Source organism: Pseudomonas sp. AC169 (assembly GCF_979258515.1).
Map to the genome: position 1 here is coordinate 2,416,421 of NZ_OZ409866.1, position 26,734 is coordinate 2,443,154.

A 26,734-nucleotide genomic window follows, 5' to 3' on the forward strand; every position below is an offset into this window, starting at 1 on the left:
TCCCTGTTTACGGCTGCGACTGCGGTTGCACCGCGGCCGGATCAAGCGGCTGATAAGGTTGCAGAACGGTGTCGCGCTGCTCGCCCAAGACCCAGGCGAAGCCCGAATACATCACCACCAGACAGACGAAAGTGAACAACACCACCATCCACGCCGGCACGATGCGCACCAGGTTGCGACGCTGATCGTTGAGACCTTCCCAGTGCGGCGACAACTCGCGCGGCACGTCGCCACGCAGTTGACGAATCTGCCGGTACAAGGCGTCGCGGATGCCTTCGAGTTCGAGCATGCCACGTGCCTGTACGCGGTACTTGCCCTCGAAACCAAGGGACAGGCACAGGTACATCAGCTCGAGCATCGGCAAGTGCTTGACCGGGTTCTTCGACAGGCGATCGAGCAACTGGAAGAACTTCTCGCCACCGAAGGTTTCGTTGTGGAAGCTGCTCAGCAGGCTCATCTGCGACCACTCGCTTTCGTTGCCCCACGGCGTGGTCACGACAGCTTCGTCGACCACGGTGCAGAGCACGTAACGCGCGGCCATCACCTGGCTGCTTTCGGCGCCATTGTGCAGGGCGCGTACTTCAAACAATTTCAGCCCGGCAGTCAGACGCTCATTGAGTGCGTACAAGTCTTCGCGGGTTTCGCTGTGCTTGAGGCGCACCACTTCCGAAAGCAGCTCGGACGAGGCCGCCACCAGCGAATTGAGGCTGATGTTGAACGCTTCCGCCGGGCGCAGGCGCGCGGCGTAGATCATGCGTTCTTCCAGTTGCTCGAAACGCGGCGGCGCGGCGAAGTCGGTCAGCGGACTCGATGCCGGTCCGTGGCCCTGACGATCGAGCAGGACGGTTTTGTCGTCCTGGTTGTAATCCGTTTCCTTGATCATGTCGGTCAGTTCCTGATGGCCCAGAATTTCAGTTCAAGCTCGGCGAATTCGCCGGACACATGGAACGCGAAACCGCCGGAGCGCTCGAGTTGTGCCAGGTCTTCGGAACTGAGTTCGAGGATGAAATAGGTTTTGTTCGAATGGAACGCGATCTGCCGCGGGGCCACCGGCAACGGTTTGACCTTGATCCCCGGCAAGTGCAGGTTGACCAGTTGGCGGATGCGCTCCACCGGGCCGACCTTGAGGTGCGCCGGCAAGCGGTGGCGCAGTTCTTCGGAGTCGCAGTTGGCACTGGCTGCCAGCACGAACGACGCCGAGCCGAGCAGTTTGTGGTCGTGCAACGGCGAGACGATGATGCCGTACTGACGTGCTTGCAGGATCAGTTCGATGGCGTGCTGTTCGAGCACCATCGACAGCACCTGACGAATCGCTTCCATCAGTTTGCGGAAGCTGCCGCCCTGATCGGCGTGGGAGTAGCGGCTGTCCAGACGCGGGCGTTTGCTCTCGCCGGAAAACGTCGCCAGATCGCCGAGCATGGTCAGCAGCGTGCGGTACAACTCTTCCGGGTGCACTTGCTCCAGGCCGAGGTAGTGGCGCAGCAGCAACTCGGTGCGGTTGATCAGTTGCAGCATCATGAAGTCGCCAACCTCCGCGCCGCCAACCTTGCCGTTCGAGCGAATCCGCTCGGCAATCGTGTCGCCACGGTGGTTGAGCATGCTGATGACTTCTTTCAGGCACGACAGCAAGTAGCTGGAGGCGTGGGCCTGAATGTAGGTCGGCACGAAGTCCGGGTCGAGGCTGATCACGCCGTCCGGCGTGGTGTCGAGCACGTCGCAGATTTTCAGCTTCACGTAGGCCTGATCGCTCTGCTGCTCGCCGAGCAGCAGTTTGAAGTCCGGGCGACCGCAGCTGACCTGGCTGGCGGAATCGTCGCCGGCGTTGGAGTCGGCCACTTCGGCGTCGTACGCGGTGTAACGCGCAAGCACGTCGGATTGCTCCGGACGGCGCGACTCGATGTGGTTACCGGTGACCAGCGGCAGCGCCAGATAGATCGGCGTGTTACCGGTGTTCGGCGGCACGTCCAGCGCCAGCGGCTCGGTGTTGCCACCGAGTTCGAACAGGCTGCCGTCCGGCAGAATCCCCGAGGCTTCACTGATCACCAGTTTGCCCATGTTGAGGAACTGCAAGTCGATCTCCAGATTGAGGAAACCCCAGGTGTAGCCACCCAGCAATTGCGTGCGGGTTTTCATCTGGTGATCGTAATAGCGATCGTTGTGCTGGAAGTGCTGCGGACGCAGCAGCATGCCTTCCTGCCAAATGACTTTATGGGTATTCATGATCAGTCATCCGCCTTGGCGAGCACTTGATTGGTGTTGCGGATGCCGGTCTGGTCCAGAGTCAGATCGACTTCGGTGACTTCCAGCGGAGTGATCTGAACGGTGTGGCGCCATTGGGTTTCCGGCAAGTCGCGGTAAGCGGCGAGAACGCCAACATAAAGGCTGCCCTCTTCCACCTTGAGTTTCATCTCCACGGTTTCACCTGGGCGCAGTTCGAGTTCTTCGCTGGCCACCAGATCCGGGTTGAGGGATTCCTTGGCGCGTTCGTACAGGCTGAAGAAGTCAGCGTTCTCGAAGGTCACCGGGTGCTTGAGTTCGAACAGGCGCACGACGATCGGCGACGGCCGACCGTTGAGGTCCGGATTGAGCTGATCGCTGCCGGTCAGTTTCAGGTTGATCTTGGTCACTTTCGAGTATGGCGACAGCGACGCGCAACCGGCGAGCAACACCAGCACGGTGAGCGCAGTCAGCGTCTTGAAAAAAGCGGTCGAGCGGCGAGACATGCGCATCATCCTTGGTGGTCGGTGTGGAGGGTGGAGATCAGGCGAATCTGTTCTTCGTAGGCCTGGGCAAAGTCGCGGGCCAGCAGACGCTCGCTCCAGTCATCGTCCTGACGCAGCGCCTGGTGATAACGGCCGAACGCTCTCCAGCGTCCGCCCGAGGTGGCGATCAACGGCTTGTTGTCGCGCTCGAAACGCAGGGTCAGTTGTTCTGGCGAGAAGTGCTCCAACGTGCCACGCACAGCGGCGCGGCTGGCGGTCAGCAAGGCCACTTGATGCGCCTGCAGATCGCGGAACGCGCGGGAGATGGCTTGCTCGGCCGGCAGATGGCCGGGCTTGCTTGGCTGCAACAGAATCTGCAGGGCTTCGCTCGGATCGACGGCGAATTTCAGCGGATTCTTGTTGGTGCCTTGCACGGTGGTCTGGACCAGACGCAATTCGTTTTTCAGCTCGGAACGGGTGCGCAGGCTCTGTTGCAAACCGCCGATGCTCTGCCGCAGCAAGCGCGCAGCATTGAGTGCCAAAGCTTCGCGTTCGTCGTGGCTGAGGCCTTTGACGTCGACGCCAAGGGCTGCACCGAAGTGATCCCAGAAACCTTCGCTCTGACGCTCAACGGCTTTCGGCGCCGGAGCGGGCTCAGGTTCGACGGGGGCGGCGATCAGCTCCGGCACCATCAGGCTTTCCATGTCGATGCGCGCGTAGTCGGCGCGCTGACGGGAGTCCTCAGGCTTGGTGTTCGGCGCCAGCAGTTCGTCGATTTCCGAATACACGCGCTCTTGCTGCTCGAGGGCATTGAGCGGGTCGAGATCGAGGAAGGCGTCATCGGGAATGATGCTGCCAGCAGCTCGCGGGCGGCCGACTTCACCGTCGAAGGTCGCCGGGTCGCGCACCAGCCGCGCGCGAATCTCGAAGTCACCCAGCACGTAGGTGCTGCCGTGCTCGATGCGCACCGGTTCGCCTTTGTTCAGGCGTGCACCGCTCTCGCCATCCTGGACACCGTTGCTGCTGCTGTCGGTGAGGAAGAACGTGCCCTCGCGGTAGCTGACAATCGCGTGGTGATTGGACAAGTGACGCTTGCGGTCAGGGATGATCCAGTCGCAGTCCTCGCCCCGCCCGATCACGCCGCCGGCCTGTTTAAAGGTCTTCTGGCACAACTCGGTGGGCACGAACTGCTTGGTGTTCAGCATTTCGAAAACCAATTCCATGTTTGATGCTCCTTGCGGTCACTTGCCGCGATTGACCGCTTGCGGATCACCCAACGGGCGATAGTCGTTGTCGTTGAATTTGTAATTACCGCTACAGCCGCCAAGGCCGCATAGAACGACGAGGGTCAGCAGGGCAGCTTGCCAGTGACGAACAGACATCAGAGGGTCTCCAGGTGTAGACAAAGCACAAAGCGCCGACCCTTGCGGGCGGCGCTGAAATGGGGTTTTGCGGGAAAATCGATGACCTTTTGCCTACCCATCGAAATCTCCCAGATTGATGTTCAGGCGACCGAGGCGATACAGCAGCGTGCGCCGTGGCAGGCCCAGTTCGCGGGCGGCGAGGGTCTGGTTGCCGTCGTTCTTGCGCAGGCAGTCGAGCAATAACGTGCGTTCGACCTGCTCCAGACGCTCGCGCAAATTCAGGTGGCTGTTGTCTTCCGGCATTGCCTCCATGCGCAGGGAGAAATGCTCGGCAAGCAACTCGCCGCCTTCGCACAGCAACACCGCGCGTTCGACCAAAGCCTTGAGTTCACGCACATTGCCGGGGAAGTTGTAGCCGGACAAATGTTCCAACGCCGCGCTCGACCAACGCACCGGATCGCGCTGCAAATACGTGCAGGTCTTCTCGGCGAAGTGCTGGGCCAGTTCGAGGATGTCGCCTTCGCGCTGACGCAGCGCCGGCAGCTCGATCGGGAATTGCGCGAGGCGGTAATACAAGTCCTCGCGGAATTTGCCTTCGCTGACCAGCGTCGACAGATCGCGGTGGGTCGCGGCGATGATGCGCACATCAATCTTGTGCGTATCGTTGGAACCCAGCGGACGGATCTCGCCTTCCTGCAACACACGTAAGATCTTCGCCTGCAACGACAGCGGCATGTCGCCGATTTCGTCGAGCAACAGCGTGCCGCCATTGGCCGCATCGAACAGGCCGGCGCGGTCGCGATCGGCGCCGGTGAAGGCGCCTTTGCGATAGCCGAACAGCTCGCTTTCCAGCAGATTTTCCGGAACCGCCGCGCAGTTCTGCACGATGAACGCCTGAGAACGACGCGGGCCGCAATCGTGAATCGCCCGCGCGACGACTTCCTTGCCAGTACCGGTTTCGCCGCGCAACAACACGGTGTACGGGCTGTGCAGGACTTTGCTGATCAGCGAATGGGTCTGGCGCATCGCCGCGCTTTTGCCGATCAGCCCATACCCACTGATGCTCGGCACGCTGCGCGCCACTGTTGCCGATTCCGCCAGCGGCTGACGCAGGCGTTGCAACAAATGCAACTGGCCAAGCACGAACGAGCCGAGCTGGCCGAGGGAATCGGCGAAGCCTTGCAGGTGGGTACGACGACGGCTGGCGCACAGCAGCAAACCTTCAACAGCTTTGTGCTGATTGACCAGTGGCACGCACAGCAGCGACTGCCACGGCGAGGTCGCCGCCGGAAGGAAACTGGTTTCGTGCAGGCTGCCGCTCAAGTCGTCGAGGCACACCACGCGGTTCTGGCACAGGGCGAATTGCAGCAGTTGTTCACCGTTGTAATCCGCCGGCAGGCTCGCCGCTTCGCGCGGTTGCAAGGCGCCGTCGAGGCATTCGGCGTTCATCCCCAGGCAGGTGTGGGTGGCGTCGAGCAGATACAGCTGCGTCAATTCGCAGCCACTCAGCTCGGCCAGACCGCGCACGAAGTCACCCAGCAACGCAGCACCGTCCGCCGCACGCGACAGACTGGCGAACTGCGCCAGCAACGCTTCGGCATAGACCAGTGGCTGCGGCACCTGAGTGAACATCACACCCACCTCAGGCGAACTCGCACGTCACGCTGGCTTCACCGTCGAGCGTGGCATGCACACGCTTGAGGCTTTCGCCTGTGGCCATGGCGTCGAGCAGACGATCCGCCACCAGCGGCAGCACGTGCTGATCGAGCAAATGGTCGATCAGGCGCGCACCGCTGTCGCTCTGCGTGCAACGCTCGGACAGGTGATCGACGAGGTTCTGGCACCAGCTGAAATCCAGCTGACGACGGTTCAGGCGTTCGCCGAGGCGACCGAGTTTGATCTCGATCAGCTCGCGCAATACCGGGCCGCCGACCGGGTAGTACGGCACCACTTTCATCCGCGCCAGCAGCGCCGGTTTGAAGTGTTTGCTGAGGACCGGGCGAATGGTTTCTTCGAGGACTTCGGCGGTCGGGCGTGCGCCGTTTTCGCAGAGGTCGCTGATGCGGTCGCTACCGAGGTTCGAGGTCATCAGGATCAACGTGTTGCGGAAGTCGATCTCACGACCTTCGCCGTCGTTGGCCACGCCTTTGTCGAAGATTTGGTAGAAAAGGTTGAGCACGTCCGGGTCAGCCTTCTCGACTTCATCGAGCAGCACCACCGAGTACGGTTTCTGCCGCACGGCTTCGGTGAGCATGCCGCCCTCGCCGTAGCCGACGTAGCCCGGTGGCGCGCCGATCAGACGAGAAACGGTGTGTTTCTCCTGGAACTCGGACATGTTGATGGTGGTGATGAAACGATCACCGCCGTACAGCAAGTCAGCGAGGGCCAACGCAGTTTCGGTTTTACCGACGCCGCTCGGGCCGACCAGCAGAAATACGCCGACCGGTGCGTCCGGTTTGTTCAGGCCGGCAGCGGTGGCGCGCATCGAGCGGTCCAGTGCGTGCACGGCTTGTTCCTGACCACGGATGCGCGTGCGCAGGTCGGTGGCGAAGCTGGCGACTTTGGCGTTGTGTTCGCGGGCCAGTTGCGCCAATGGCACGCCGGTCCAGGCGCTGATCACTTCGGCGACCAGACGCGGGCACACTTCGAAGCTGACCAGACGTTCTTTGACCTGGGCCGCAGTCAGCGCGCTGTGGGTTTCGTTGAGCTGGGCTTCCAGCGCTTCGACGCTCTGGCCTTCTTCCACCTCGGCAGCGATGGTTTCGATCACGGTGCCTTCGGCGTCTTCTTCAACACTGACGGTCGGCTCGACCGCCGCAGCTTCGCGAGCCTTGGCCAGTTGCTGACGCAGATCCAGCAGGCGCTCGGCCAGTTGCTTCTGCTCAGTCCACAGGGTTTCCAGCGCAACCATTTCGTCTTCGGCTTCGTCGAGACGTGCTTCCAGTGCATCCAGCGCTTCGTGATCGATCAGCAGGCCGGCCTCGGCATCGCGGCGCAGGGCTTGGCGCTGACGGCCACCTTCAGCCAGTTCGCCACGCAGGCGCTCAAGGCTTTCCGGGGCGGCGGCGAGGCTGATGCGTACGCGGGCGCACGCGGTGTCGAGTACGTCGACGGCTTTGTCCGGCAGTTGCCGGCCAGCCAGATAACGTGCGGACAGTTCAGCGGCCGAGACCACCGCGTCATCACGCAGATAGATGCCGTGGCTCTTCTCGTAAACCTGGGCCAGACCACGGAGGATGGTCACCGCTTCGCTGACGGTCGGTTCGTGCAGTTGCACCGGCTGGAAACGACGGGCCAGCGCCGGGTCTTTCTCGAAGTATTTCTTGTACTCCGCCCACGTGGTTGCCGCGATGGTACGCAGTTCACCACGGGCCAGCGCTGGCTTCAGCAGGTTGGCCGCATCGGAACCGCCGGCATTGCCGCCCGCGCCGATCAGGGTGTGGGCTTCGTCGATAAACAGAATGATCGGTTTCGGCGAGGCTTTGACTTCGTCGATCACGCCTTTGAGGCGACGTTCGAATTCACCTTTGACGCTGGCGCCGGCCTGCAACAGGCCCATGTCCAGCGACAGCAGTTCAACGCCCTTGAGCACTTGCGGCACTTCACCGGCGGCGATGCGCGACGCCAGACCTTCAACGATGGCGGTCTTGCCGACACCGGCCTCACCGACCACGATCGGGTTGTTTTTGCGGCGACGAGCAAGGATGTCGACCATCTGGCGGATCGCGCCGTCACGGCACAGCACCGGGTCGAGTTTGCCGTCGCGGGCCTGCTGGGTCAGGTTGTGGGTGAAGCGCTGCAACAGCGATTCGCCCTGCGCGGCTGGTTTGCCGTTGGCAGCCGGTTGCTCCTGTTGCGACAGGGCAAATTCCTTCAGGCGATCGATGTTCAGTTTGGCAAGTAGCGGCTGATAACGGCTGCCGGCGTAACGCATCGGGTTGCGCAGCAGCGCAAGGATCAGCGCGGCGTCTTCGACCTGGGTCTGGCCCAGTTCGAGATTGGCCACCAGCAGCGCATCTTGCAGCCACTGCACCAGTTCCGGGGCGAACACCGGATTGCGCGAGGCGCTGTGCTCGACCCGCGATTGCAGCGCGGCGCTGAGTTCACCGGCGTCGACGTCTGCATCCTGCAGCGCGCGCGACAGCAAACCGTTCGGACGCTCGAGCAGGCCGAGCATTAGGTCTTCGACGAGGATCTTGCTGCCGCCACGGGCCACGCAACGCTCGGCCGAACGTTCCAGATCACGACGGGTTTCGGCGTCCAGCGCCTGGATGAGTTGTTGCAGGTCTACGTTGATCATGGCTCACGTCCTTAATGAATTTTGCTGCCCAGGGTCACCACGCCGTCCGCTTTTTCGCGGCCCAGCCAACTGGTCCAACCGAGGCGACAGGCGTTCTGCTCACCGATGCGCAGTTCGCGGATTTCTTCCTGGCGCAACACCAGGCGGATGTCGTAATCGAGCGGGTCACGCAGGGTGAACCGCACCAGCGCGCAGAGCGGCTGGTAACCGAAACCGATCGGCAGGAATTCATGGAATCGCTGCCAGTCGAGTTCGGTGATGTGAATGCGGAATTTACCGCTGCGGTCGCGCACGTGTTCGCCGAGCACAAGGTCTTCGCCGAGCAGGCTGTTGGCGCGGCCCAAACGATTGCGCTGCTCTTCGAGAATTTCTACGCGGCGCTCGATGCACTGCTCGATGACCAGGTCTTCGTGCTTGAAGTAGTAACGCAGCACGGCTTCGATCAACGCTGCCGAGTGCGCCCGCAAGCTGAGCAAGCCGAGGTACGGCAGCAAGCGCTTCCAGTTGAGTTCCTTGGCCTTGCGGATCTCGTCGCCGCCCAAGCCGATCAGCGCAAACAGCTGCGACGAGAACGGATCGAGCGCGCCGCTCTGGAAACTCGCGCGGTAGCGGTACTTGCGCCAGATCGGCAGCATCAGCCGTTGCAAGCGATGATGGAACAGGTCGAGGAAGTTGCGCGTCGGGTTGCCGTCCTCGCTGTCGCCCAGGGCTTGTTCGCCGTAGAACGCCGGCAACGGCGAACCCGAGCCGACCAGGCCGATCAGGTTGAAACGCATGCGCGCGCGCATCTGCCCGTGTTCTTCGAAAAACTCCACGCGATCGACGTCGCTGCGCGGAAAGCCCAGGCTCGGGTTGGCCTGGAACTCGACGTGGTCGTACAGATCGTCTTCGCTCAGGTGCGGGTGTGCCTCGCGCAGCCGGTCGATCACCAGCAGCACGGCCTGAAACAGCGAGTACTCGCGTATTACCTTGGTCAGCCCGCTTAAAGCAGGGGCTGCAGGCCCATACGTGGTGTCCATTGGTACACCTCTCCCTGTGTGCTTTTTACGCGCAGCTCATGGAATGAATTGAGACTGGCGTAAAGCGCGAAAAACTCGTTAAGAACCGAAGCGAAAACGAACAGGTCGCCTTCGCCGATGTACCCTTCCGGGTCGATGGTGAGTTCGGTGCGCAAACCGCGCACCGGCAACCCACGGTGCAAGCGGTCGACGTGGTGATGCTTGATGTGCTTGAGGCCGCCGAGCAGGCGTTTGCTGACCTTCTCCGCGTGCTGGTCGTAGTAGCGCGGCAAGTCGTAGGTTTCGAGAATCACCTTCAGCGCATTGACGTCGGCCAGCGACAGATAGTTAAGCGACATGTTGCTGATCAGCTTCCACAGGAAGTCACGGTTCAGCGGCGGCGCGAAGCTGGAAGTGGCCGGGGTGATGTTGCGGAAACTGAGGAACTCCGGCGTCTCTTCGCAGGCCATGCAGATGTCGCCAAGCTTGAGCTTGCGCGGCAGGTTCTGGTTGGTGCAGATCAGCTCGATCGACAGGGTTTCGTGGGCTTCGGTGTGACGAATGCCGAAGCTCAGGTAAGTGTCGAGGCCGTCGTGCAACAACGACGAACGCTGGCGGATGCTGTAATGCGGACGGCTGTTGGGCACGTCGAAACTCGGGTCGTGCTCGAAGGATTCGAACGGCACATATTCCTGATAACCGAGACCGCCGGGCTTCCAGCCGGTCACGGTTTCCACCGAGAACACGCCGCAGTTTTCCAGATCGAATTCCGCCGGCAGCAACAGGTATTCGTCCTGTTTGCCGTCGAGGCGAATCGGCAGCGCGTCGTGGGCGAACAGGTTGGCAATCGGCGTGCAGAACAGCTTCACGTTATCCAGGGTCGGCCGCATGCGCATGATGCCGCTCTTGCGGATATCAAAGCGCAATTCCAGGCCGCGCATCTGCTTGAGCGTGTCTTCCGGCAGCGCGTTGATGATGTCCAGACCGTTGACGTCGACGAACAGGAACTTGTCCTGGAAGGCGAAGTATTCCTGCAGGTAGCGATAGCCCCGGAAGGTGTTCAACGGATACGGGATCAACGCTTCTTCTTCGGCAAAGCCCACCGGTTTGACCCGATCACCGGGAATCTTGAACGCCATCGGTTTGCCGCTGACGCCATCGATAGGTTTGCCGGCACCGTCGAGCGGGATCAGTTCGATGCCTTCGAGATTACGCAGCAGGCTCAGGTAAAGCATCTGGCTGATGTAGCGCTCGCCAGCAAAGTGCAGACGCAGCTTGCTCAGTTCCAGCTCACCGAGGTGACCGTCGGCACTCATTTCCAGACGCAGGCTGAGCAGCGAGCCGTCGCCCTTCACCGAGTAATTCAGCGCAGCCAGATCCAGCGGCAGCACGTCAGTCGGGTAGCAGGTGCGGAAGCGGCAGCGCACGTCTTCGATCGGCTTGCTTTCAATCGGCGTATCGCGCTCGACGCGCAACGCCGGCCCGGAGCGCTTGAGCGGATCAAACTGCAAAATGCTGAACGCCGGCAGCGGGCGCATGTAGTTGGGCCACAGCAATTGCATCAGCGAATGGCTGAGTTCCGGCAGCTCGTCATCGAGCTTCTGGCGCAGACGCCCAGTCAGAAACGCAAAGCCTTCGAGCAACCGCTCCACATCCGGATCCCGCCCGGCCTGCCCCAGATACGGTGCCAGCGCCGGACTACGCTCGGCGAAACGGCGACCGAGTTGGCGCAGTGCGGTGAGTTCGCTTTGGTAGTAGTGGTTAAAGGACACGGGTTACCTGCCTGGTAGTGGAACTCATCAAAAAAATATCCTGTAGAGCGCGACCGTCAGACCGGCACAGAAGTAACCGGCGATCAGGAGGTAGGGCACGAGCAGGATCCATCCGTAGGCCATGAAAGCATTGTCGAATGGCCCGGCGACCAGGCTGCACAAGCCATAAAGCATCCAGGGCACCGCGTAGAAAGGGATGATTTTCAACGGCGCCAGCCAGACCATTCGCAGCGCCTGCTGCTCATTGCGGCTCTTCGCGGCCCGCGAGCCCCATAGCGCAAACAACAGCAACCCGGGCATGCCGAACCACAACAGATACACCCAGTGGGTCTCGGACGAGTCGAATGTCGAATACTCGCCAATCCACAGGCCATAGGATGAAAACGCCAGCATAGCCAAGAATGGCGTCCACAAGGCTCCCATGAAAAAACTGAGTTGCGCGCGACTGAGCAGGGCCATCTCGTTCGATACACCTATCACGGGCAAGCCTCCATCCTCGAAAACACACGCATCCATTGCGTCATGCTGCATACCGTGTGTTTTCTGCATGAGAGAGCTTCTGGCGATCAGGCGCATTCCGGCACCCACCAGTCTTCGTAGCCTTGCGTGCCGGGATACAGCACTGTCGAGCCGTTGAATTCGGGAGCAACTGCAAAAATTTCAGTCACCCGGAAATTCCATTCCGAGGATTCGAGCAACGCGCCGTCCTTGGTGTACACCCGAAAAAAGTACCCGCTGCTGAACATCCCAAACACTTGCCCGATCAATCCCAGCTTGGGATAACCGGGTGCGTATGTGATGAGGTAGCACTCGCCCGACTCGCTCCAGTGTCGCGCCAAGGCCTGCGCCGTTAAGCCACCGAAAATCTTCAACCCCAGCAAGACGGTGCATATGGACACACCGGTCAGCGCCGGAGCCAGCAACAGTCGCGGCAATGCTAGACGTTTCTGAGCCTCCAGCGGTTGCAGTGCCGCGTGCTTGCGCCAGCGGGTATAAGCCGTGTGGATGACGTTGGTCAGCAGGATGGCGCAAACCGTCAAACCACCTGTAAGCGCGCAATAGGCCAAGCCACGAATGGGGTACTGCGGCAGCAGATAAAACAGAATCGTCAACATCATCAAAACTACCAGGCCAAACTGGATGGCTTGACGCTGGATGAAGACCAAAATCAAATTCATGAAAACGAAAAAATAGAAAATCAGATACATCGCCATGCCGATGGCGACACCGTGCGAGGTCAATCCACCGACCAGTTGTTTATAGGCAGGAACCGCATAGCCATTCATAACGATATAAATCACACAGGCTAGCGAGTGCACAGCCAGACCGATGGCGTGACGGCTATTCATGTGCAACTCCGGTCATGGCTTTATCGGCACTCTGGAATGAGGACGTGCCTTCAGCCCCAAAAAAACCTATTACCGACATTCTGGAATTATCCAACTTTCCCAGCCTTCAGAACCCGGATACAAGATCATCTCGCCATGAAATTCCGGGGCAGCCCCTGGATCTCCCTCTCGCATCCATAGATACCACTCAGATGTTTTTAGAAGTTCCCCATCCATTGAATAGACCCGATAGAAGGATTGACTGCTGAAAAGCTCTAACAAACTTCCTGCGATTCCCAAAAATCCATAATCAGCTGCATATCTGGCGATGTAGCATTTACCAGATTCACTCACATAAGTTTTTAATGGCTTTGCAACCAGAGAACTGTGAACTTTTAGCGCGAGAAGCATCGCCAGAAGCAATGACACAGCCAGCAGCAGATAAACGCCTCGTTTTCTGTTAGCACTGATCATGACGCTACCATCGGCTTTGCCCTCGCCACGAACTCACCGAAATCGGCACTCATGAAACGAAAGTCAATGGATGTTGGCAATTTCTTCACGGTTGAATAAACAAACAAATCGCCACCTTTACCATGTAGAGCACGGTACTGATTGAAGCTATCGTTAGTTACCTTGTGATACAACTGGCCATCGGCCTCAAATGTATCTCGACCCAACGCACTAAATCCTTTCACGCCACTTTCAAAGCTCCAGTATCCAAGCGGCTGATTATTACTGCTGTCATTCAAAAACTCATACGTATCACGTATGTAGCAACCAATTTCTTCGATATGCAAAGTGGCCGGTGTTTTTTTGGTTTTCGAAACCGTTGAAAATTTGGCAACAGCAAACTTTACGGAAAACCCACCCAAAGTTCCGTAAACATCATCCAGTGGATCAGTAATTCTTGCCCACTTATCAGTTCCGATAGACCTGCGATTGTACTGCGATGTTACTTCCAACTCTTGGGCGCTCATAGAACTGAAATCATATTCGCCTGTTTTCAGATCCATGCTTGCCTGATCAAGAATCCCGAGATCTCTCAGACGCGTCATAAACTGCAAAAGACCAGGCGCCAGTTGATTCAATCCTTTGGCACGCCCGATCAGCTCGTTGTACTGACTGGCATACGCTGCTTTTTCGAGCAACGCTTTTACATCTTCACCTGTGTGCGGTGACGCACTGTTCAACCAATCGAACTCCAGATCATCAAACAGTTTTTCTGGAGTGAGTTGTTTAACGTCAAGACGCCCTTCTTTTTCGTCGATAGTCATTTCGTAAGGCTTGCCATCGAACCAGCGCTGCATCAGTCGAGCGGCCTGCACCCAGCCCATTTTTCTCATCGCGCCAGGAATATCTGTGATCTGGAATTCGTCCACGGGCACTTCTACTGGCGTCTTGTCAGAAGAAGGCGTGAGCTGGGTCGTGAGTGGTGCCGGTGCGGTCATGTCATAAACCCTATGCAATCACGAGCGAAGACTGCGGTTCGAAGGTAAGCGTGACGCTTTCAGCCAAATTGGAAGCAATCGGCGCCGTTTTACCCTGTGCATCAGTAACGCCCTTGATCTCTTTGCCAGAGGCCGTTCTCAGGGTGTAGGCACGGTTTGCGACCGGAGCACCGGTTCTCGGATTGCGTGCGACGAAGTGCTGGGTAAAAGGCCAACTGAGCTCCACCGGCAACGGCGGCACAAACGGCGCTGGTGAATGCGAATTGCCGATAATCACCGTCCCGGAACCGGCGGTGACTTTGTTGCCGTGGGAGCCTATGGAATCAACAGTGACAGCAGACTTGCCGTTGATTTTTACCGTCGTGGCCAAGCCGCCGACCATCGCACCACCACACGCGGAGGCATCACCTTCGCGGGCGGCCGCGAGGCCGTCGAAGAACACGTCGCCGGAACCGGCGGCGATCGGATTGGTGCCGTGGCCGGGGAGCGAGCAAGCGGTGGGGTCGGATACACGTGCTGCGGGTTTGCCAGACATCGGGGTTCTCCTTAGTTGACCTTGGCTTGAGGACTGTTCATTTCTTGACCACACGCTGGAATATTCCAGCCTTCGTAACCCGTAACTGTCGGGTAGATCGCGTGACCGTATACCCATTGCGAGCGTTCATCGGTGGTGAACTCGTTCTGCCAGAGCAGCCATTCGGACGACTTCAGCAACGTGCCGTCTTTTGCGTAGACCCGGAAAAAGGCTTCGCTGGCAAACAGCTTGAAAATCATTCCCGGTATGCCGAGGGCCGAATACTGCGGAATGTAGGAGCGGATGAAGCACGTACCCGCATCGTTCCAGTCGGTGGAGTACTCGTGAGCCAGCCGTGCCGCCGTCGTTTTCACGTAACAGGCAGCTGAAACCAGGGCAGCAGCCGTCAGGGCGAGAAATAGCAACACGCCACGCCCCCACTTCGCCAACGCACCCGGATTCACGGCGCTCCCTCGCATGGTCCTAATTCACCTTCACTTGACCGCTGCCATCCAGGCGCGCGGAAAAACTGACCTGACGCTTGAACCCTTCAACTTCCAGCAGGCCTTCGATGCTGAAGGCGAGGCGAAGCTGATCGTGGTCACGCGGCAGGGAAATGACACGCACATTGCTCAGGCGCGGCTCGTAGGCTTCGATGAAGTTTTCGATGGCCAGACGGGCCTGACTCAGGGAGTCGTGCAGGCTCAGACGCATGTCATTGAGATCGGGCAACCCGTAGTCGGCCAGCGTTTGCACGCTGCCGGCCCGGGTGCTGAGCATTTTGGCCAGATGGGCAGCCACTGACGCCATGGCACAAGCCTCAAGGCTGTTGCCCTTGCGTAGTTCCGCATCGCCATTGAGGCGTTCGAACAGGCTGCCGTATCCGTCCATGAGTCGCTCTTACTCTTTGTCCAGCTTGCCAACCAGCGACAGGGTGAAATCGGCACCCATGTACTTGAAGTGCGGACGCACGTTCAAGCTCACGCGGTACCAGCCCGGCTCGCCTTCAACGTCGCTGACGATCACTTGCGCAGCGCGCAGCGGACGACGGCCACGGACTTCGGCGCTCGGGTTTTCCTGGTCGGCAACGTACTGACGGATCCACTTGTTCAGTTCCAGCTCGAGGTCGGTACGCTCTTTCCACGAACCCAGTTGCTCGCGCTGCAGCACTTTCAAGTAGTGAGCCAGGCGGTTGACGATCATCATGTACGGCAGTTGAGTGCCGAGCTTGTAGTTCAGCTCTGCCGCCTTGCCTTCTGCGCTGATGCCGAAGAACTTCGGCTTCTGCACCGAGCTGGCGGAGAAGAACGCCGCGTTGTCGGAGCCTTTACGCATGGTCAGGGAAATGAAGCCTTCCTCGGCCAGTTCGTATTCACGACGGTCGGAAACCAGAACTTCAGTAGGAATCTTGGTTTCGATTTCGCCCATGCTTTCGAAATGGTGCAGAGGCAGATCTTCAACCGCGCCACCGCTCTGTGGGCCGATGATGTTCGGGCACCAGCGGAATTTGGCGAAGCTGTCGGTCAGCTTGGTACCGAATGCGTAAGCAGTGTTGCCCCACAGGTAGTGCTCGTGGCTGTTGGCAACGGTTTCCTTGTACACGAACGATTTGACCGGGTTTTCTTCCGGGTCGTACGGGTTACGCAGCAGGAAACGTGGCACGGTCAGGCCAACATAACGGGAGTCTTCCGAAGTACGGAAGCTCTGCCATTTGGCGAATTGCGGGCCTTCGAAGTGGTCTTTCAGATCTTTCAGATCCGGCAGGCCGGTGAAGCTTTCCAGACCGAAGAATTTCGGGCCGGCAGCAGCGATGAACGGCGCGTGGGACATGCAGGAAACGCTGGCCACGTACTGCATCAGCTTCACGTCTGGCGAGCTTGGCGACATGTAGTAGTTGGCGATGATCGCGCCCACCGGCTGACCACCGAACTGGCCGTATTCAGCGGTGTAGATGTGCTTGTACAGACCCGACTGCATGACTTCCGGCGAATCTTCGAAATCGTCCAGCAGGTCTTCTTTCGAGACGTTGAGGATTTCGATTTTGATGTTTTCGCGGAAGTTGGTGCGGTCGACCAGCAACTGCAGACCACGCCACGACGATTCCAGCGCCTGGAAATCCGGGTGGTGCAGGATTTCGTCCATCTGACGGCTGAGCTTGGCATCGATCTCGGCGATCATGCGGTCAACCATGGCCTTCTTGACCGGCTCACCGTTGTTCTGCGGCTTGAGCAGTTCTTCGATGAACGCCGACACACCGCGCTTGGCGATGTCGTAGGCTTCGTCGTCCGGAGTCAGACGGGTTTCGGCGATGATGCTGTCGAGAATGCTGTACTCGCCGTTGCCGGCGCTCTTCTCTTGTGCTGCGCTAGTGCTCATTGTGTTGGCTTCCTTGGCTGGAGTCTCAGGCGTCCGGGGCTGCGGCGTTCAGGCCCAGCTCACCGAGTACGCGACCGCGGGATTCGTCGTCGGCGAGCACGCCTTCGATCGCTTTACGGAACGCAGGTGCGTTACCCAGCGGGCCTTTGAGGGCCACCAGCGCATCGCGCAGTTCCATCAGTTTTTTCAGCTCAGGCACTTGCTCGACCAGGCTGGCCGGGTTGAAGTCCTTCATCGAATTGACGCGCAGTTGCACAGCCAGCTCGTCGGCCTCGCCATCTTCCTGCAGACGGTTCGGCACGCTCAGCGTCAGACCCAGTTCTTGCTTGGCCAACACTTCGTCGAAGGTCATCTTGTCGATGCTGATCGGCTTGCGATCTTCGATTTTGCGATCGTCCTTGCGGTGGGTGTAGTCACCGATTGCCAGCAGCTTCAGCGGCAGTTCAATCTCTTCCTGAGCACCGCCGGTGGCGGGTTTGAAGGTGACGTTGATGCGTTCCTTGGGGGCTACCGAGCCTTCTTTGGCCATGGCTTTTCTCCTTGCGGTTGTGGCCCTGGGGCCTATTCGAGTACCACTTCGAGATCGAGGTGGCACAGCCTGCGATAAATCTCTTCCTTGCGTTCACGTACGGCATGGTTCTGCGGCAACAACTCGCAGCAGCTATGCAGTAGATGCAGCACTTCCAATGCAAGATCGGGCTCCCAGGCGTGCAGGCCTGAGTCCTGTAATGTCTGATCGAGGGTTTCCAGCTGGTTCTTGGCCAGTTCGTATTTCTTGGCCATGAAGCACAGGCGCGCGAGGGCGAACTGCCAGAAGAAGCGTTCGCGACCGCCGTGGGCCGACTGCAAGCCTTGCTTGAGCGTCTGCACGGCAGGCTTCAGGCCTTCCTTGCGCAGCAGCGGCAGAACTTCTTCGAGGGCCTTTTCCCAGGCTGGCTGGGTTTCAACGTTTTCGCTTTCGACCTTGCGCGGCGCACTGGCGCTTTGCAGGTGCGGCATGACGTTGGCGGCGATCCACGCCCGGGTGGACGGATCGGCAAACGGCGCGCCGTCATGGAAACGCAACTCGACAATACCGGGCAGCCGTTGAACCAAAAGCGCGAAGTGGATTTCCACTTCGCGCATTGCCAGCTCGGCGTTGAGGTTCTGGAGACATTCCCAGACCATCCTCTGGCCATCGAACCAGAACGGCGCCTTCGCCAGGCTCGCCTCCAGTTCCACCAGCAGGTCGGCGTACTTGCCCTGATCGAAACGGTCCTGATAGAGCTTGAGTTTTTCCAGCGGCAGACCACGCAACACGGTGATCTGCTCGGCGTTGCGCTCCGGCACCGCGTCGATGGTCATCCACAGCAGTGTGCGATTGAGGCGCAGGGCGCGCAGGTCGGTGGCTTTCTGCTTGAGCCACCAGGCGCACAACGGACGGGCACTTTCCTGTTGCGCGCGCAGGGCTTTGTGCGCCTCGCGCTCGTTGTCGATCGGTGCGCCGGGGGTGAGCAACTGGCTCGCCGCCTGTTTGACCTGCGCCACCGCCGCACCGACCACACCGGGGGCCGGCTGGTTGTCGGCCGCGCGCTGGATCATGGTTTTCAGGCGACGGGAGATCGGCAGCAGCAACGGCGAGTCATCGCCCAGATGCTCAGCGCAAGCCGCTTCGAGGCCGGACAGGTGCTCGGAGAGCTGCCGGAACATCGGCAACTGCTCTTTGATCGCAATGTTTTCGGTGATGACCTGCTCGAGACGCGGCACCAGCCAGCCGATGGCGGCGGCACGGGTGCGGGGTTTGAGCGGGTGAACGTCGGCCCAGTTGTTTTCCGACAGATGGTGCAGCAGACCGAGGCCGGCCAACAGCCCGGGGAAGGATTCACGCTGGTACAACGACCAGGTCAGCCAGGCGCCGACACGCAAATCCTTGGATTGAGTACGCAGCAGATTTTCGCTGTTTTCACGGATTTTCAGCCAGTCGATCTGCCCGCTTTCGTGCATCGACGAGGCTTTGGCCAGCTCGCTTTCCAGGGCCTCGAATTCGCTCGAAAAACGAACGTCTTCGCCCGCGAAATTGTCTTTGGAAACAGACACTTTTGCGAGTTCGAGGTAATGGGCGGAAAGTTTGCTTGAGTAGGACATCCATGGCCTTTATTAAGGATTACAGTCATGCGCCTATTGGAGTAACCGCGGCGCGGGACAGTATCGAAGAGCGGTGGTGCGACTCATCCAATTGAGATGTGCTCTTTCAAGTGGGCGCATCGTAATCACTATGATGGCCACTAGCAAGCATCTGATTAAACAACAAGACGAAGTGTTCATTGTGGTCTGTAGGAGATCGCCCTATATGTCGCAAGGGATTCCCTGAGTGTCATTTATAATTGCCGCATTTCCCTGCCTCCTGCCAAAACCCTGAGCTAGAGCGCTCCGACCCACCGGGTGGGCATCCTGCCTTACGCCCGTCCCAATACACGGCGGCAAGCATGACAACTCTTGAAAAAAATAGAAGTAGGACTCTTCCTAAAATGCATTGGTCTCTATGAATAATTTAGCGAGGACAATGACCAGCCGAAAAAGTGCCATCAATTTGATGGCAAATTACTTTGTGAAACTTCCAGCAGGCCGGAAACACTGCACATTCGTGCTAATTCAATAGTTATCGAACTCTCCCTCCTACAGTCATTTCCTTCAATTCATACAACACCTTACAACCCGGAAGTCTCTGACAAATGTCAGAGACGGTTCTTACATCAATTTATTTCCCCCACAGCTAGCGTGCCTTGGCAAATTCTTTACGCGTGGCGATCAGGGACGATCGAACACCGCGCATCGACTCATTTTGCTTAAGGACAAGCGTATGTTCAGCACGGGCAGTTGCGCGCCTTTTACCCTGCAGATTCCCGGAGTTCGCCACGACTTCAAGGTGCTCGCATTTGATGGTGATGAAGCCATCAGCTGCCTGTACGCCATCCGGGTCGAACTGGTCAGTGAACGAGCGGATATCGATCTGGAAGGTCTGCTCAGTCAGCCGGCGTTTCTGCAATTCGGGTTTAACCAAGAAGGCATTCACGGACGCATTGAAAATGTGCGGATGAGTGAAGCCGGAAAACGCCTCACCGATTACCAACTGACGCTGGTGCCGGCGTTGTACTACTTGCAGTTCAGCCATGACCAACGGATTTTTCAGCAGCGCACGGTGCCGCAGATCATCGCGCAGGTGCTCAAGGATCACGGTATTCAAGGTGATGCGTTCACCTTTCATGTCACCCCGAAACCGCCACGCGACTATTGCACTCAGTACGCGGAAAGCGACTTTGAATTTATCCAGAGGCTGTGCGCTGAAGACGGGATCGCCTGGCATCACCAGCATTCGGCGGACGGCCATTTGCTGGTGTTCACCGATGACCAGGTGTTTCTCCCCAGGTTGACTGCGACACCGTATAAGCAGGAATCCGGCATGGTGGCCGAGCATCAGGTGATCAGCCGATTTGGTGTGCGTAACAGCACGCGCACCAGCTCCGTCACCCGCCGTGACTACGACCTGAAGCGCCCGAGCCTGTTGCTTGAAAGCCGCTTCACCGCCGGGTTCACTCCAACGCTTGAGGACTACCGCTATCCGCTGCTGATCGAGAACGAAAGGCGCGGCAAACAAATTGCCCGTCAGGCACTGGAGCGCCACCGTAGCGATTACGAACTGGGCGACGGCGAAAGCGATCAGACGAATCTGCGTTGTGGCCACCTGTTTGAGCTGACCGGACACCCGCGTAAAAAGTGCAACGACCTGTGGCTTCTGCTCAGCGTCGGCCATGAAGGCCGGCAGCCACAGGTGCTTGAGGAGTCCAGCCCCACCGACGTCAAAACCGCCGATGGCTTTACCCAGGGCTATCGAAATCGCTTTAGCGTTATCCCCGCAGAGGTGGTGTACCGGCCTCCACTGCCAGCACCACGCCGCCCGCTGGTGATCCAGACCGCACGGGTTACCGGCCCCGAAGACGAAGAGATCTACTGCGATGAGTTAGGTCGCGTGAAGATCGAACTTCCTTGGGATCGCAAAGAACTCAACAGTGAGCGCAGCAGTTGCTGGGTACGCGTGGCGAGCAGTTGGGCCGGTGATCATTTTGGAGCTGTGACCATTCCGCGGGTCGGCATGGAAGTCGTGGTGTCCTTTTTGGAGGGTGACCCGGACAAACCGCTGATCACCGGTTGTGTGGCCAACAGAGTTACCACGCCGCCCTACTCTTTACCCGACCACAAGACCAAAACCGTCTTGCGCAGCGAAAGCTCGCCGCGCAATGGCGGCTACAACGAACTGTCGATTGAAGATCGCGCCGGACAGGAACTGATTTACCTGCGCGCGCAACGCGACATGGCGCAGAAAATCGGCAACAGCCTTCAACTGGAAGTGGGCAACGAACGCCGCGAAACCATCAATGGCAGCAGTTACACCCAGGCTGGAAAGTCTCTCGACATCGAGGCCGGCCAGCAAGTGCATCTGAAGGCCGGCGCCAGTGTGGTGCTGGATGCCGGCGCCAGCATCACGCTGAAAGCCGGCGGCCATCACCTCGTGATCGATGCGGGCGGCATTTTCAGCAGCACGGAAATCGAAACGGGCCGCAAGCCACACGACAGTGAAGCGCCCAATCTGCTGCTACCAGGCCTGGATGGCGCATTACCCGTTGCGCCAGCGGTAACCGCACGTGCAGAGGACGAGATCGAAGAAGAGGAGGAAGAAGTCGAGCTGGACGATGAGACGACGGAGGGAATTACTTTGCGTATCGGCGTGTTTTTCGATGGCACCGGGAACAATAAGGCCAACAGCGAGACGGTCGCCGCGTGCTATGCCCCGGATGCCAACCTCGCGCAAGCGGCTGAAGAAATCCAGCAGCACTGCGCCACCTATGGTTACGACGGAAACGGGAGTTCGCCGGACAATAGTTACGGAAATGATGTGAGCAACATTGTGCGGCTGTATGAGCTGTATACGGATCATTCCTTCGAAACACTGTCGGAGAAAACGAGAAACGCCTCTTTGCGCGTGTATATCGAAGGTATTGGCACAACAGCTGACGCAGGTGACTCACTTTACGCACAAGCGACAGGCCGAGGAGAGACTGGCGTATCGGCTCGTGTGGAGCAGAGCCCTGAAAAAATCATTCGCCAATTTCGCTCACTGTTCGATAAGAACCCCAATCTACTTATAGAAAAGATCGAATTCGATATTTTCGGCTTCAGTCGAGGCGCCGCTGCGGCTCGACACTTTGCAAATGAAGTTCTCAAAGGCAATCGCAGTATTCTTGCGGATGCGCTTCCAGCAGGTTCTCCGGCTCTCTCAAGCACCTTTGACTGGCAGCCGCAATCAAGTATCAGCATTAATTTCATAGGTCTGTTTGACACCGTTGCAGCAATCGCCAACCCATGGCTGCTCGATTTTACCGGCGCTAACAGCAGAAACCACGGTCTCGATTTAAAGCTGCCTGATGGTTGCGCCAACAAAGTAGTCCATCTGGTTGCGCGTGATGAATATCGCGAGAACTTCGCACTTAACAGCCTGGGCGACATCGATCTGGCTTTGCCCGGTGTTCACTCGGATCTGGGCGGCGGCTACTTGCCCAGGGCCAAGGAAAAACTTCTGCTGAGCAACCCGATCATCAGCACTATCAGCCGAGACAAGGACGCGACCCGCAGTGTGGCCTATGTTGCGGCCGAGAAAGAAGCATTTGCCTGGTATGCAAAAGGCGTCATCGATGAGGACGTCCCGGGCAGTCATTTGCGCGTGGCATTTTGGGAAAGAGCCGTTACTCAACCGACAGAAAGGGGCAGATCCATACAGGATCCCCAGAAGCGCGTTTACGCGGCGGCCAGCATTGAGCGACCGGTACATGGCGAGCTGTCACTGGTGTATCTGCGCATCATGCGTGAGCTTGCGGTCAGAGCAAATGTGCCGTTCAAGGCCATCCCAGATACGCCGAATCTGAAACTGCCCGAAGAGTTGGTCCCCATTCACAGGAAGCTCCAGTCCTACGCCTTGGGCGAGTCTCCGGTCGAAGGCCTGACTATCAAAGAAAGGGCATTGTTACGTAGCCGCTATATACATCTTTCTGCTCACTGGAATGCGGCCAAGGGCTTGAACAGCAGCAACTTGAATATTGTTTTCATCAACCGACCAGCCAAGAACAACCAGCGAGTGGTGCACCCCCATGAATGACTTCACTCGACCTATCAGGAAAACGATGTACTTCCTTCTAGGCATATTAGTGGCCGGCTGCGGACTAAACGTCTCCCAGGCTGCGGACAAGCTGCCATGGTTCCTTGGCTTTGGAGCACCGGACTACATGGAGGTGTGGATTGAAACCGCCGATGTGGTGGATATTCGAGAGCGAGTATTCCGACGTGCCGGAGCCGGGATTGCTTCGGTAAGAACTCCCGTTGATAACAAAGGCACGCCCGCAGGGTGGCCAGAAAACCCCGGAAGTGGCGCAGGGCGGGATGTCACCGGCGCCGACCTGCCCCGCTTGATCTACGTACGATGGCAATCCCTGGCCGAACCTCAAACCTATGAGGCTTACATCACCATTTCCGAATCGGCTCGGGAAATCATGCGTAAGCCGGAAAAAGCTTTCTGCAGGGCTGACGCCAAATGGATCACGGATTATCGCGATAACATGGGTATTGGCTTGGCACCCGGCGGTATTGCAAAGGTCTGGCTAGGGGGCCCTTGCCTCAAGTCTGTCGAGATTGCTCGGGTCGAAGGGAGTGTAATGAAGGAAGGCCCGTATCAAGGAAAAAACGAGGGGCGGTACGCACTGTCTCTATCACCTGAATCTAAAGCCTACATCGAAAAATTCGGCATTCCCTTCGGGAGCTGGTAAGGAGCATTACCTCATGGAATTGAAACCGCTGTTGTTCGCAGCGCTGATGTGGCTTCCCGCTACCCACGCATCCGCAGACAACCCGCCACTGGACGGCCATTACTACCTGACGGGCGCCATGGAAATGGGCGCCGAGTTGCTGTTGCGTAAGGACGGCACCTTTTCTGCTGGTATCGCCTACGGATCGGCTGGCGGTGTCGCCAAGGGAAACTGGTATGTCGAGGAAAACACTCTAATGCTGGAGCAAGAGCCTGCTGCCCAACCAGCAAAGAAGCTTTCCTACAATCTTTCACGCGAGAGAACGCTGATCGAATTAAAGGAATATGCCGACAAAGAAAAAAATGAGTTGGCTAAAGAGAGCTACGTTCTAGAGCTACGGTACGATCACCAACCTCCGCCGCCGCCCCTGAAGCCCGTGATGGTCAGTCTCGAGTTCAATTCAGGTCCACCGGGTCAATTGCTTCTGAACTCGAATCAACAAACAGACCTCTGGTTTCCTTACGATCACCAGAGAACGCTGAAAAAAATTGGCTTTGGCACAGATCAAAATTGTGGAACCTATCAATGGTTCAATGTCGCGGGGGATAGCCGAGCCTTCAACATTGGTTGGAAGAAACGAAAAAACCAGCCCTTAACGTTCGAACAACCCATCGGATTTGATCTGGCAACTACCAGCCAATATCTGGCTCCAGAAGAGCGAGAACGAGTTGACCATAATTATTGGTTGACGTTTTATCACTTCGATCCAGTCTCACCACCCGCGATTCATCCGGTCGAAGTTCATTGGCAATTCGAAGACGGTTCGACGTTGAAGGAGGTTTGGACAGACTCGCAGCGAAACACGCTGACAGTGCCGTTCTCCCCAAATAAAGCATTGGCAAAAATCGGCTTACATACACAAAATTCTCCTGATGAAATCGAGTGGTTCACCGTCATGCCGGAAACTCGATGGGCGACGCTGGACTGGCAAGCCTATCCTGACCCTGCCAACGGCGATCTTTCTGTGTTGTTCAAAGATCTGCAACTGGCGATCGAGCCAAACTGCCTGGCCGTGGACTTCGGCAATGGCAAGGCCTGCTTCCGCCGCCAATAAGCCGATTTACAGGCATAAAAAATGGGCACCCGACCGCAATCGGTGTGCCCATTTTTTATCACAGTGTTCCCCCGCTATTCAGGGGATCCGCCGCACTTATGGATTAACGCTGTCTTTCAACGATTTGCCTGGCTTGAACGCCACGGTGTTGCTGGCCTTGATTTTGACCGGTTCGCCGGTCTGCGGGTTTTTGCCGGTGCGGGCGCCGCGGTGGCGTTGCAGGAAGGTGCCGAAGCCGACCAGCGTCACGCTGTCCTTGCGGTGCAGAGCGCCGGTGATTTCTTCGAGAACGGCGTTGAGTACGCGGTTGGCCTGTTCTTTGGTCAGATCTGCTTTTTCAGCGATTGCAGCGGCGAGTTCTGGTTTACGCATTAGTGAAGCCCCTTTGACGGTTTTTTGTTGTTATGTCCGTGCTGTTCTCGTTGGAACAGCGCCCAAGGCGCCGCAGGCTCTACGCTGCGGCAGACGGGAGTGAGAATGGCACGCGGATACCGGCGGCGCCAGTCTCCCCGCGACCTTTGTAGGGGCAAAAGCGGGGTGATTCCGACAGAACGACCGGTATTTACGCCAGCAGGGCCGGAAGCTGTTTGTTCAGGGTGAGTTTTTCCATCACCGCCGCGCCGGTCAGCGCATAACCGAGCAATTGGCCGTCGGCGCCGTGGCACAGGGCCTTGATGTCGGCGCCCTGCCCTTCAACCGTCCAGACGCCTTCGCTACCGCGTGGCGGCGGCGAAACCACCAGTGGGCACACCGGGGTTTTCACGGTGATCGGCATCGGGCCGTAGCTCACGGCAGTCGGGTTACCGGCGAGAGTTTGTGCCAGTGCTCGCGCACAACTCATGAGGGGCATCACGTACAGCAGATTCAGCCCATCGACCTCGGCGCAATCGCCCAGGGCGTAGATATTGGCGTGGGAAGTTTTCAGGTGTCGGTCGACCACGACGCCTCGATTGACCTGTACGCCGGCAGCCGCCGCCAGATCGATGCGTGGGCGCAGGCCGATGGCCGAGACCACCACGTCACAAGGAATGACCTGGCCGTCGGACAGATGCGCTTCCAGACCTTCAGCGACTTTTTGCAGACGGGTCAGCACCGGGCCGAGGTGAAATTTCGCACCCAGGCTTTCCAGTCCGGCCTGCACCGCTGCCGCAGCCGCCGGGTGCAGCAGCATCGGCATGACTTGTTCGCACGGCGCCACCAGTTGCACTTCGTAGCCGCCGAGGATCAGGTCATTGGCGAATTCGCAGCCAATCAGACCGGCGCCCAGCAGCAAGATGCGGCGCTTCCCGGCCGCTGCCGCACGGAAACGCGCGTAGTCTTCGAGATCGTTGATCGGGAATACCAGATCCGCGCCATCGCCTTCGATCGGCACGCGCACGGTTTCTGCGCCCCAGGCGAGGATCAGGTCGCGGTAGTACACCGCTTCTTCGCCGATCCACAAGCGCTTGTGGCCAGCGTCGATTCCGCTGATGCGCGTGTGGGTGCGCACTTCGGCTTTCAACTGCTCGGCCATGGCGCCCGGCTCGGCCATGCTCAGGCCGTCGGCATCCTTGTTCTTGCCGAAACCGGTAGACAGCATCGGCTTGGAGTAAGAGCGACCGTCATCGGCAGTGATCAACAGCAGCGGGGTTTCGCTGTCGAGTTTGCGAAACTCGCGGGCCAGGTTATAGCCCGCCAGGCCGGTGCCGATGATGACGACAGGTGCGCTCATGCCCTACTCCTTTGGATTTACTTAGTTGATTTCGATCATTTCGAAGTCCATCTTGCCGACGCCGCAGTCCGGGCACAGCCAGTCTTCCGGCACGTCCTGCCACAGGGTGCCCGGCGCAATGCCGTCATCCGGCCAGCCGTCGGCTTCGTTGTAGATCAGGCCACAAACGATGCATTGCCACTTTTTCATTCAGGTACTTCCTCAGGGTTCAGGCTTGGTGCCGGCGCGGACGGTCGATGGAGTTGCGCTGCCATCCGGCTCAGGGCGTTTTGTA

The 26,734-nt window shown here is 58.5% G+C and carries 25 protein-coding genes; 3 read left to right on the forward strand and 22 right to left on the reverse strand.

Annotated elements, in window-relative coordinates; genetic code table 11:
• Positions 1-7 precede the first annotated feature (7 nt).
• The 19 genes from icmH to tssA form a co-directional block, all read right to left on the reverse strand.
• Positions 8-883 carry a type IVB secretion system protein IcmH/DotU gene (gene icmH, locus ACZZ0G_RS11065; protein ID WP_016985783.1) on the reverse strand — a complete coding sequence of 292 codons (876 nt, stop codon included), beginning with the start codon at positions 881-883 and terminating at the stop codon, positions 8-10.
• 5 nt (positions 884-888) lie between these two features.
• Entirely contained in the window at positions 889-2,220 is a 1,332-nt protein-coding gene (gene tssK, locus ACZZ0G_RS11070) for a type VI secretion system baseplate subunit TssK (RefSeq protein WP_007920300.1), read from the reverse strand.
• A gap of 2 nt (positions 2,221-2,222) precedes the next feature.
• The gene (gene tssJ, locus ACZZ0G_RS11075; protein ID WP_463556157.1) at positions 2,223-2,723 is read right to left on the reverse strand and encodes a type VI secretion system lipoprotein TssJ; all 501 of its coding nucleotides are present in this window, start codon (positions 2,721-2,723) and stop codon (positions 2,223-2,225) included.
• 5 nt (positions 2,724-2,728) lie between these two features.
• Positions 2,729-3,925, reverse strand: coding sequence for a type VI secretion system-associated FHA domain protein TagH (tagH, locus tag ACZZ0G_RS11080; protein ID WP_463556158.1), 1,197 nt, complete (start codon positions 3,923-3,925; stop codon positions 2,729-2,731).
• Between the two features lie 18 nt (positions 3,926-3,943).
• Positions 3,944-4,084, reverse strand: a complete 141-nt coding sequence (locus tag ACZZ0G_RS11085; protein ID WP_034152084.1) for a hypothetical protein — start codon at positions 4,082-4,084, stop codon at positions 3,944-3,946.
• Between the two features lie 93 nt (positions 4,085-4,177).
• Positions 4,178-5,698, reverse strand: a complete 1,521-nt coding sequence (locus ACZZ0G_RS11090) for a sigma-54 interaction domain-containing protein (protein ID WP_095113199.1) — start codon at positions 5,696-5,698, stop codon at positions 4,178-4,180.
• 10 nt (positions 5,699-5,708) lie between these two features.
• Entirely contained in the window at positions 5,709-8,366 is a 2,658-nt protein-coding gene (gene tssH, locus ACZZ0G_RS11095) for a type VI secretion system ATPase TssH (protein ID WP_463556159.1), read from the reverse strand.
• An 11-nt stretch (positions 8,367-8,377) separates the two neighbouring features.
• Positions 8,378-9,385 carry a type VI secretion system baseplate subunit TssG gene (gene tssG, locus ACZZ0G_RS11100; RefSeq protein WP_397483749.1) on the reverse strand — a complete coding sequence of 336 codons (1,008 nt, stop codon included), beginning with the start codon at positions 9,383-9,385 and terminating at the stop codon, positions 8,378-8,380.
• Positions 9,349-11,136: a type VI secretion system baseplate subunit TssF gene (gene tssF, locus ACZZ0G_RS11105; RefSeq protein ID WP_463556160.1), complete on the reverse strand. Its 1,788-nt coding sequence runs from the start codon at positions 11,134-11,136 to the stop codon at positions 9,349-9,351. Before tssF ends, tssG begins: the two co-directional genes overlap by 37 nt.
• 27 nt (positions 11,137-11,163) lie before the next feature.
• Positions 11,164-11,595: a hypothetical protein gene (locus ACZZ0G_RS11110; RefSeq protein ID WP_186620433.1), complete on the reverse strand. Its 432-nt coding sequence runs from the start codon at positions 11,593-11,595 to the stop codon at positions 11,164-11,166.
• Positions 11,596-11,702: 107 nt separating this feature from the next.
• On the reverse strand, positions 11,703-12,485 hold the full coding sequence (locus ACZZ0G_RS11115; protein ID WP_463556161.1) for a hypothetical protein: 783 nt from the start codon (positions 12,483-12,485) through the stop codon (positions 11,703-11,705).
• Between the two features lie 69 nt (positions 12,486-12,554).
• A complete protein-coding gene (locus ACZZ0G_RS11120; protein ID WP_163019576.1) occupies positions 12,555-12,938 on the reverse strand; it encodes a hypothetical protein in 384 nt (127 codons plus the stop codon).
• Positions 12,935-13,915 carry a DUF6402 family protein gene (locus ACZZ0G_RS11125; protein ID WP_463556162.1) on the reverse strand — a complete coding sequence of 327 codons (981 nt, stop codon included), beginning with the start codon at positions 13,913-13,915 and terminating at the stop codon, positions 12,935-12,937. The genes ACZZ0G_RS11120 and ACZZ0G_RS11125 overlap by 4 nt, the downstream gene beginning before the upstream one ends.
• A 10-nt stretch (positions 13,916-13,925) precedes the next feature.
• Positions 13,926-14,450 (reverse strand): PAAR domain-containing protein, encoded by a 525-nt coding sequence (locus ACZZ0G_RS11130; protein WP_463398314.1) that lies wholly within the window; start codon positions 14,448-14,450, stop codon positions 13,926-13,928.
• An 11-nt stretch (positions 14,451-14,461) separates the two neighbouring features.
• The gene (locus ACZZ0G_RS11135; protein WP_052392120.1) at positions 14,462-14,908 is read right to left on the reverse strand and encodes a hypothetical protein; all 447 of its coding nucleotides are present in this window, start codon (positions 14,906-14,908) and stop codon (positions 14,462-14,464) included.
• A gap of 4 nt (positions 14,909-14,912) precedes the next feature.
• On the reverse strand, positions 14,913-15,320 hold the full coding sequence (tssE, locus tag ACZZ0G_RS11140) for a type VI secretion system baseplate subunit TssE (protein ID WP_463556163.1): 408 nt from the start codon (positions 15,318-15,320) through the stop codon (positions 14,913-14,915).
• A gap of 9 nt (positions 15,321-15,329) precedes the next feature.
• Entirely contained in the window at positions 15,330-16,805 is a 1,476-nt protein-coding gene (tssC, locus tag ACZZ0G_RS11145) for a type VI secretion system contractile sheath large subunit (RefSeq protein WP_007920272.1), read from the reverse strand.
• Positions 16,806-16,830: 25 nt separating this feature from the next.
• Positions 16,831-17,334: a type VI secretion system contractile sheath small subunit gene (tssB, locus tag ACZZ0G_RS11150; protein ID WP_003229587.1), complete on the reverse strand. Its 504-nt coding sequence runs from the start codon at positions 17,332-17,334 to the stop codon at positions 16,831-16,833.
• Between the two features lie 32 nt (positions 17,335-17,366).
• The gene (gene tssA, locus ACZZ0G_RS11155; protein ID WP_463398312.1) at positions 17,367-18,929 is read right to left on the reverse strand and encodes a type VI secretion system protein TssA; all 1,563 of its coding nucleotides are present in this window, start codon (positions 18,927-18,929) and stop codon (positions 17,367-17,369) included.
• A gap of 715 nt (positions 18,930-19,644) precedes the next feature.
• On the opposite strand from tssA, the gene tssI reads away from it, so the two are divergent.
• The 3 genes from tssI to ACZZ0G_RS11170 are packed head-to-tail and all read left to right on the forward strand — an operon-like array spanning position 19,645 to position 24,749.
• Complete coding sequence (gene tssI, locus ACZZ0G_RS11160) at positions 19,645-22,992, forward strand: type VI secretion system tip protein TssI/VgrG (protein WP_463556164.1); 3,348 nt, start codon at positions 19,645-19,647, stop codon at positions 22,990-22,992.
• On the forward strand, positions 22,985-23,656 hold the full coding sequence (locus ACZZ0G_RS11165) for a DUF2931 family protein (RefSeq protein ID WP_463556165.1): 672 nt from the start codon (positions 22,985-22,987) through the stop codon (positions 23,654-23,656). Before tssI ends, ACZZ0G_RS11165 begins: the two co-directional genes overlap by 8 nt.
• A gap of 13 nt (positions 23,657-23,669) precedes the next feature.
• Positions 23,670-24,749, forward strand: a complete 1,080-nt coding sequence (locus ACZZ0G_RS11170) for a hypothetical protein (RefSeq protein WP_463556166.1) — start codon at positions 23,670-23,672, stop codon at positions 24,747-24,749.
• 96 nt (positions 24,750-24,845) lie between these two features.
• Here ACZZ0G_RS11170 and ACZZ0G_RS11175 read toward each other — a convergent pair whose 3' ends face one another.
• The 3 genes from ACZZ0G_RS11175 to ACZZ0G_RS11185 form a co-directional block, all read right to left on the reverse strand.
• Entirely contained in the window at positions 24,846-25,121 is a 276-nt protein-coding gene (locus ACZZ0G_RS11175; RefSeq protein WP_003213368.1) for an HU family DNA-binding protein, read from the reverse strand.
• 190 nt (positions 25,122-25,311) lie between these two features.
• Positions 25,312-26,460: an NAD(P)/FAD-dependent oxidoreductase gene (locus ACZZ0G_RS11180; protein WP_463556167.1), complete on the reverse strand. Its 1,149-nt coding sequence runs from the start codon at positions 26,458-26,460 to the stop codon at positions 25,312-25,314.
• 21 nt (positions 26,461-26,481) lie between these two features.
• Positions 26,482-26,649, reverse strand: coding sequence for a rubredoxin (locus ACZZ0G_RS11185; protein WP_003437744.1), 168 nt, complete (start codon positions 26,647-26,649; stop codon positions 26,482-26,484).
• Positions 26,650-26,734 lie beyond the last annotated feature (85 nt).

Excerpts from the sequence above, each read along its gene's own strand:
- icmH (WP_016985783.1), bottom strand. The coding sequence starts at position 883 with ATGATCAAGGAAACGGATTACAACCAGGACGACAAAACCGTCCTGCTC.
- tssK (WP_007920300.1), bottom strand. The coding sequence starts at position 2,220 with ATGAATACCCATAAAGTCATTTGGCAGGAAGGCATGCTGCTGCGTCCG.
- tssJ (WP_463556157.1), bottom strand. The coding sequence starts at position 2,723 with ATGTCTCGCCGCTCGACCGCTTTTTTCAAGACGCTGACTGCGCTCACC.
- tagH (WP_463556158.1), bottom strand. The coding sequence starts at position 3,925 with ATGGAATTGGTTTTCGAAATGCTGAACACCAAGCAGTTCGTGCCCACC.
- ACZZ0G_RS11085 (WP_034152084.1), bottom strand. The coding sequence starts at position 4,084 with ATGTCTGTTCGTCACTGGCAAGCTGCCCTGCTGACCCTCGTCGTTCTA.
- ACZZ0G_RS11090 (WP_095113199.1), bottom strand. The coding sequence starts at position 5,698 with ATGTTCACTCAGGTGCCGCAGCCACTGGTCTATGCCGAAGCGTTGCTG.
- tssH (WP_463556159.1), bottom strand. The coding sequence starts at position 8,366 with ATGATCAACGTAGACCTGCAACAACTCATCCAGGCGCTGGACGCCGAA.
- tssG (WP_397483749.1), bottom strand. The coding sequence starts at position 9,385 with ATGGACACCACGTATGGGCCTGCAGCCCCTGCTTTAAGCGGGCTGACC.
- ACZZ0G_RS11110 (WP_186620433.1), bottom strand. The coding sequence starts at position 11,595 with ATGGCCCTGCTCAGTCGCGCGCAACTCAGTTTTTTCATGGGAGCCTTG.
- ACZZ0G_RS11115 (WP_463556161.1), bottom strand. The coding sequence starts at position 12,485 with ATGAATAGCCGTCACGCCATCGGTCTGGCTGTGCACTCGCTAGCCTGT.
- ACZZ0G_RS11120 (WP_163019576.1), bottom strand. The coding sequence starts at position 12,938 with ATGATCAGTGCTAACAGAAAACGAGGCGTTTATCTGCTGCTGGCTGTG.
- ACZZ0G_RS11125 (WP_463556162.1), bottom strand. The coding sequence starts at position 13,915 with ATGACCGCACCGGCACCACTCACGACCCAGCTCACGCCTTCTTCTGAC.
- ACZZ0G_RS11130 (WP_463398314.1), bottom strand. The coding sequence starts at position 14,450 with ATGTCTGGCAAACCCGCAGCACGTGTATCCGACCCCACCGCTTGCTCG.
- ACZZ0G_RS11135 (WP_052392120.1), bottom strand. The coding sequence starts at position 14,908 with ATGCGAGGGAGCGCCGTGAATCCGGGTGCGTTGGCGAAGTGGGGGCGT.
- tssE (WP_463556163.1), bottom strand. The coding sequence starts at position 15,320 with ATGGACGGATACGGCAGCCTGTTCGAACGCCTCAATGGCGATGCGGAA.
- tssC (WP_007920272.1), bottom strand. The coding sequence starts at position 16,805 with ATGAGCACTAGCGCAGCACAAGAGAAGAGCGCCGGCAACGGCGAGTAC.
- tssB (WP_003229587.1), bottom strand. The coding sequence starts at position 17,334 with ATGGCCAAAGAAGGCTCGGTAGCCCCCAAGGAACGCATCAACGTCACC.
- tssA (WP_463398312.1), bottom strand. The coding sequence starts at position 18,929 with ATGTCCTACTCAAGCAAACTTTCCGCCCATTACCTCGAACTCGCAAAA.
- tssI (WP_463556164.1), top strand. The coding sequence starts at position 19,645 with ATGTTCAGCACGGGCAGTTGCGCGCCTTTTACCCTGCAGATTCCCGGA.
- ACZZ0G_RS11165 (WP_463556165.1), top strand. The coding sequence starts at position 22,985 with ATGAATGACTTCACTCGACCTATCAGGAAAACGATGTACTTCCTTCTA.
- ACZZ0G_RS11170 (WP_463556166.1), top strand. The coding sequence starts at position 23,670 with ATGGAATTGAAACCGCTGTTGTTCGCAGCGCTGATGTGGCTTCCCGCT.
- ACZZ0G_RS11175 (WP_003213368.1), bottom strand. The coding sequence starts at position 25,121 with ATGCGTAAACCAGAACTCGCCGCTGCAATCGCTGAAAAAGCAGATCTG.
- ACZZ0G_RS11180 (WP_463556167.1), bottom strand. The coding sequence starts at position 26,460 with ATGAGCGCACCTGTCGTCATCATCGGCACCGGCCTGGCGGGCTATAAC.
- ACZZ0G_RS11185 (WP_003437744.1), bottom strand. The coding sequence starts at position 26,649 with ATGAAAAAGTGGCAATGCATCGTTTGTGGCCTGATCTACAACGAAGCC.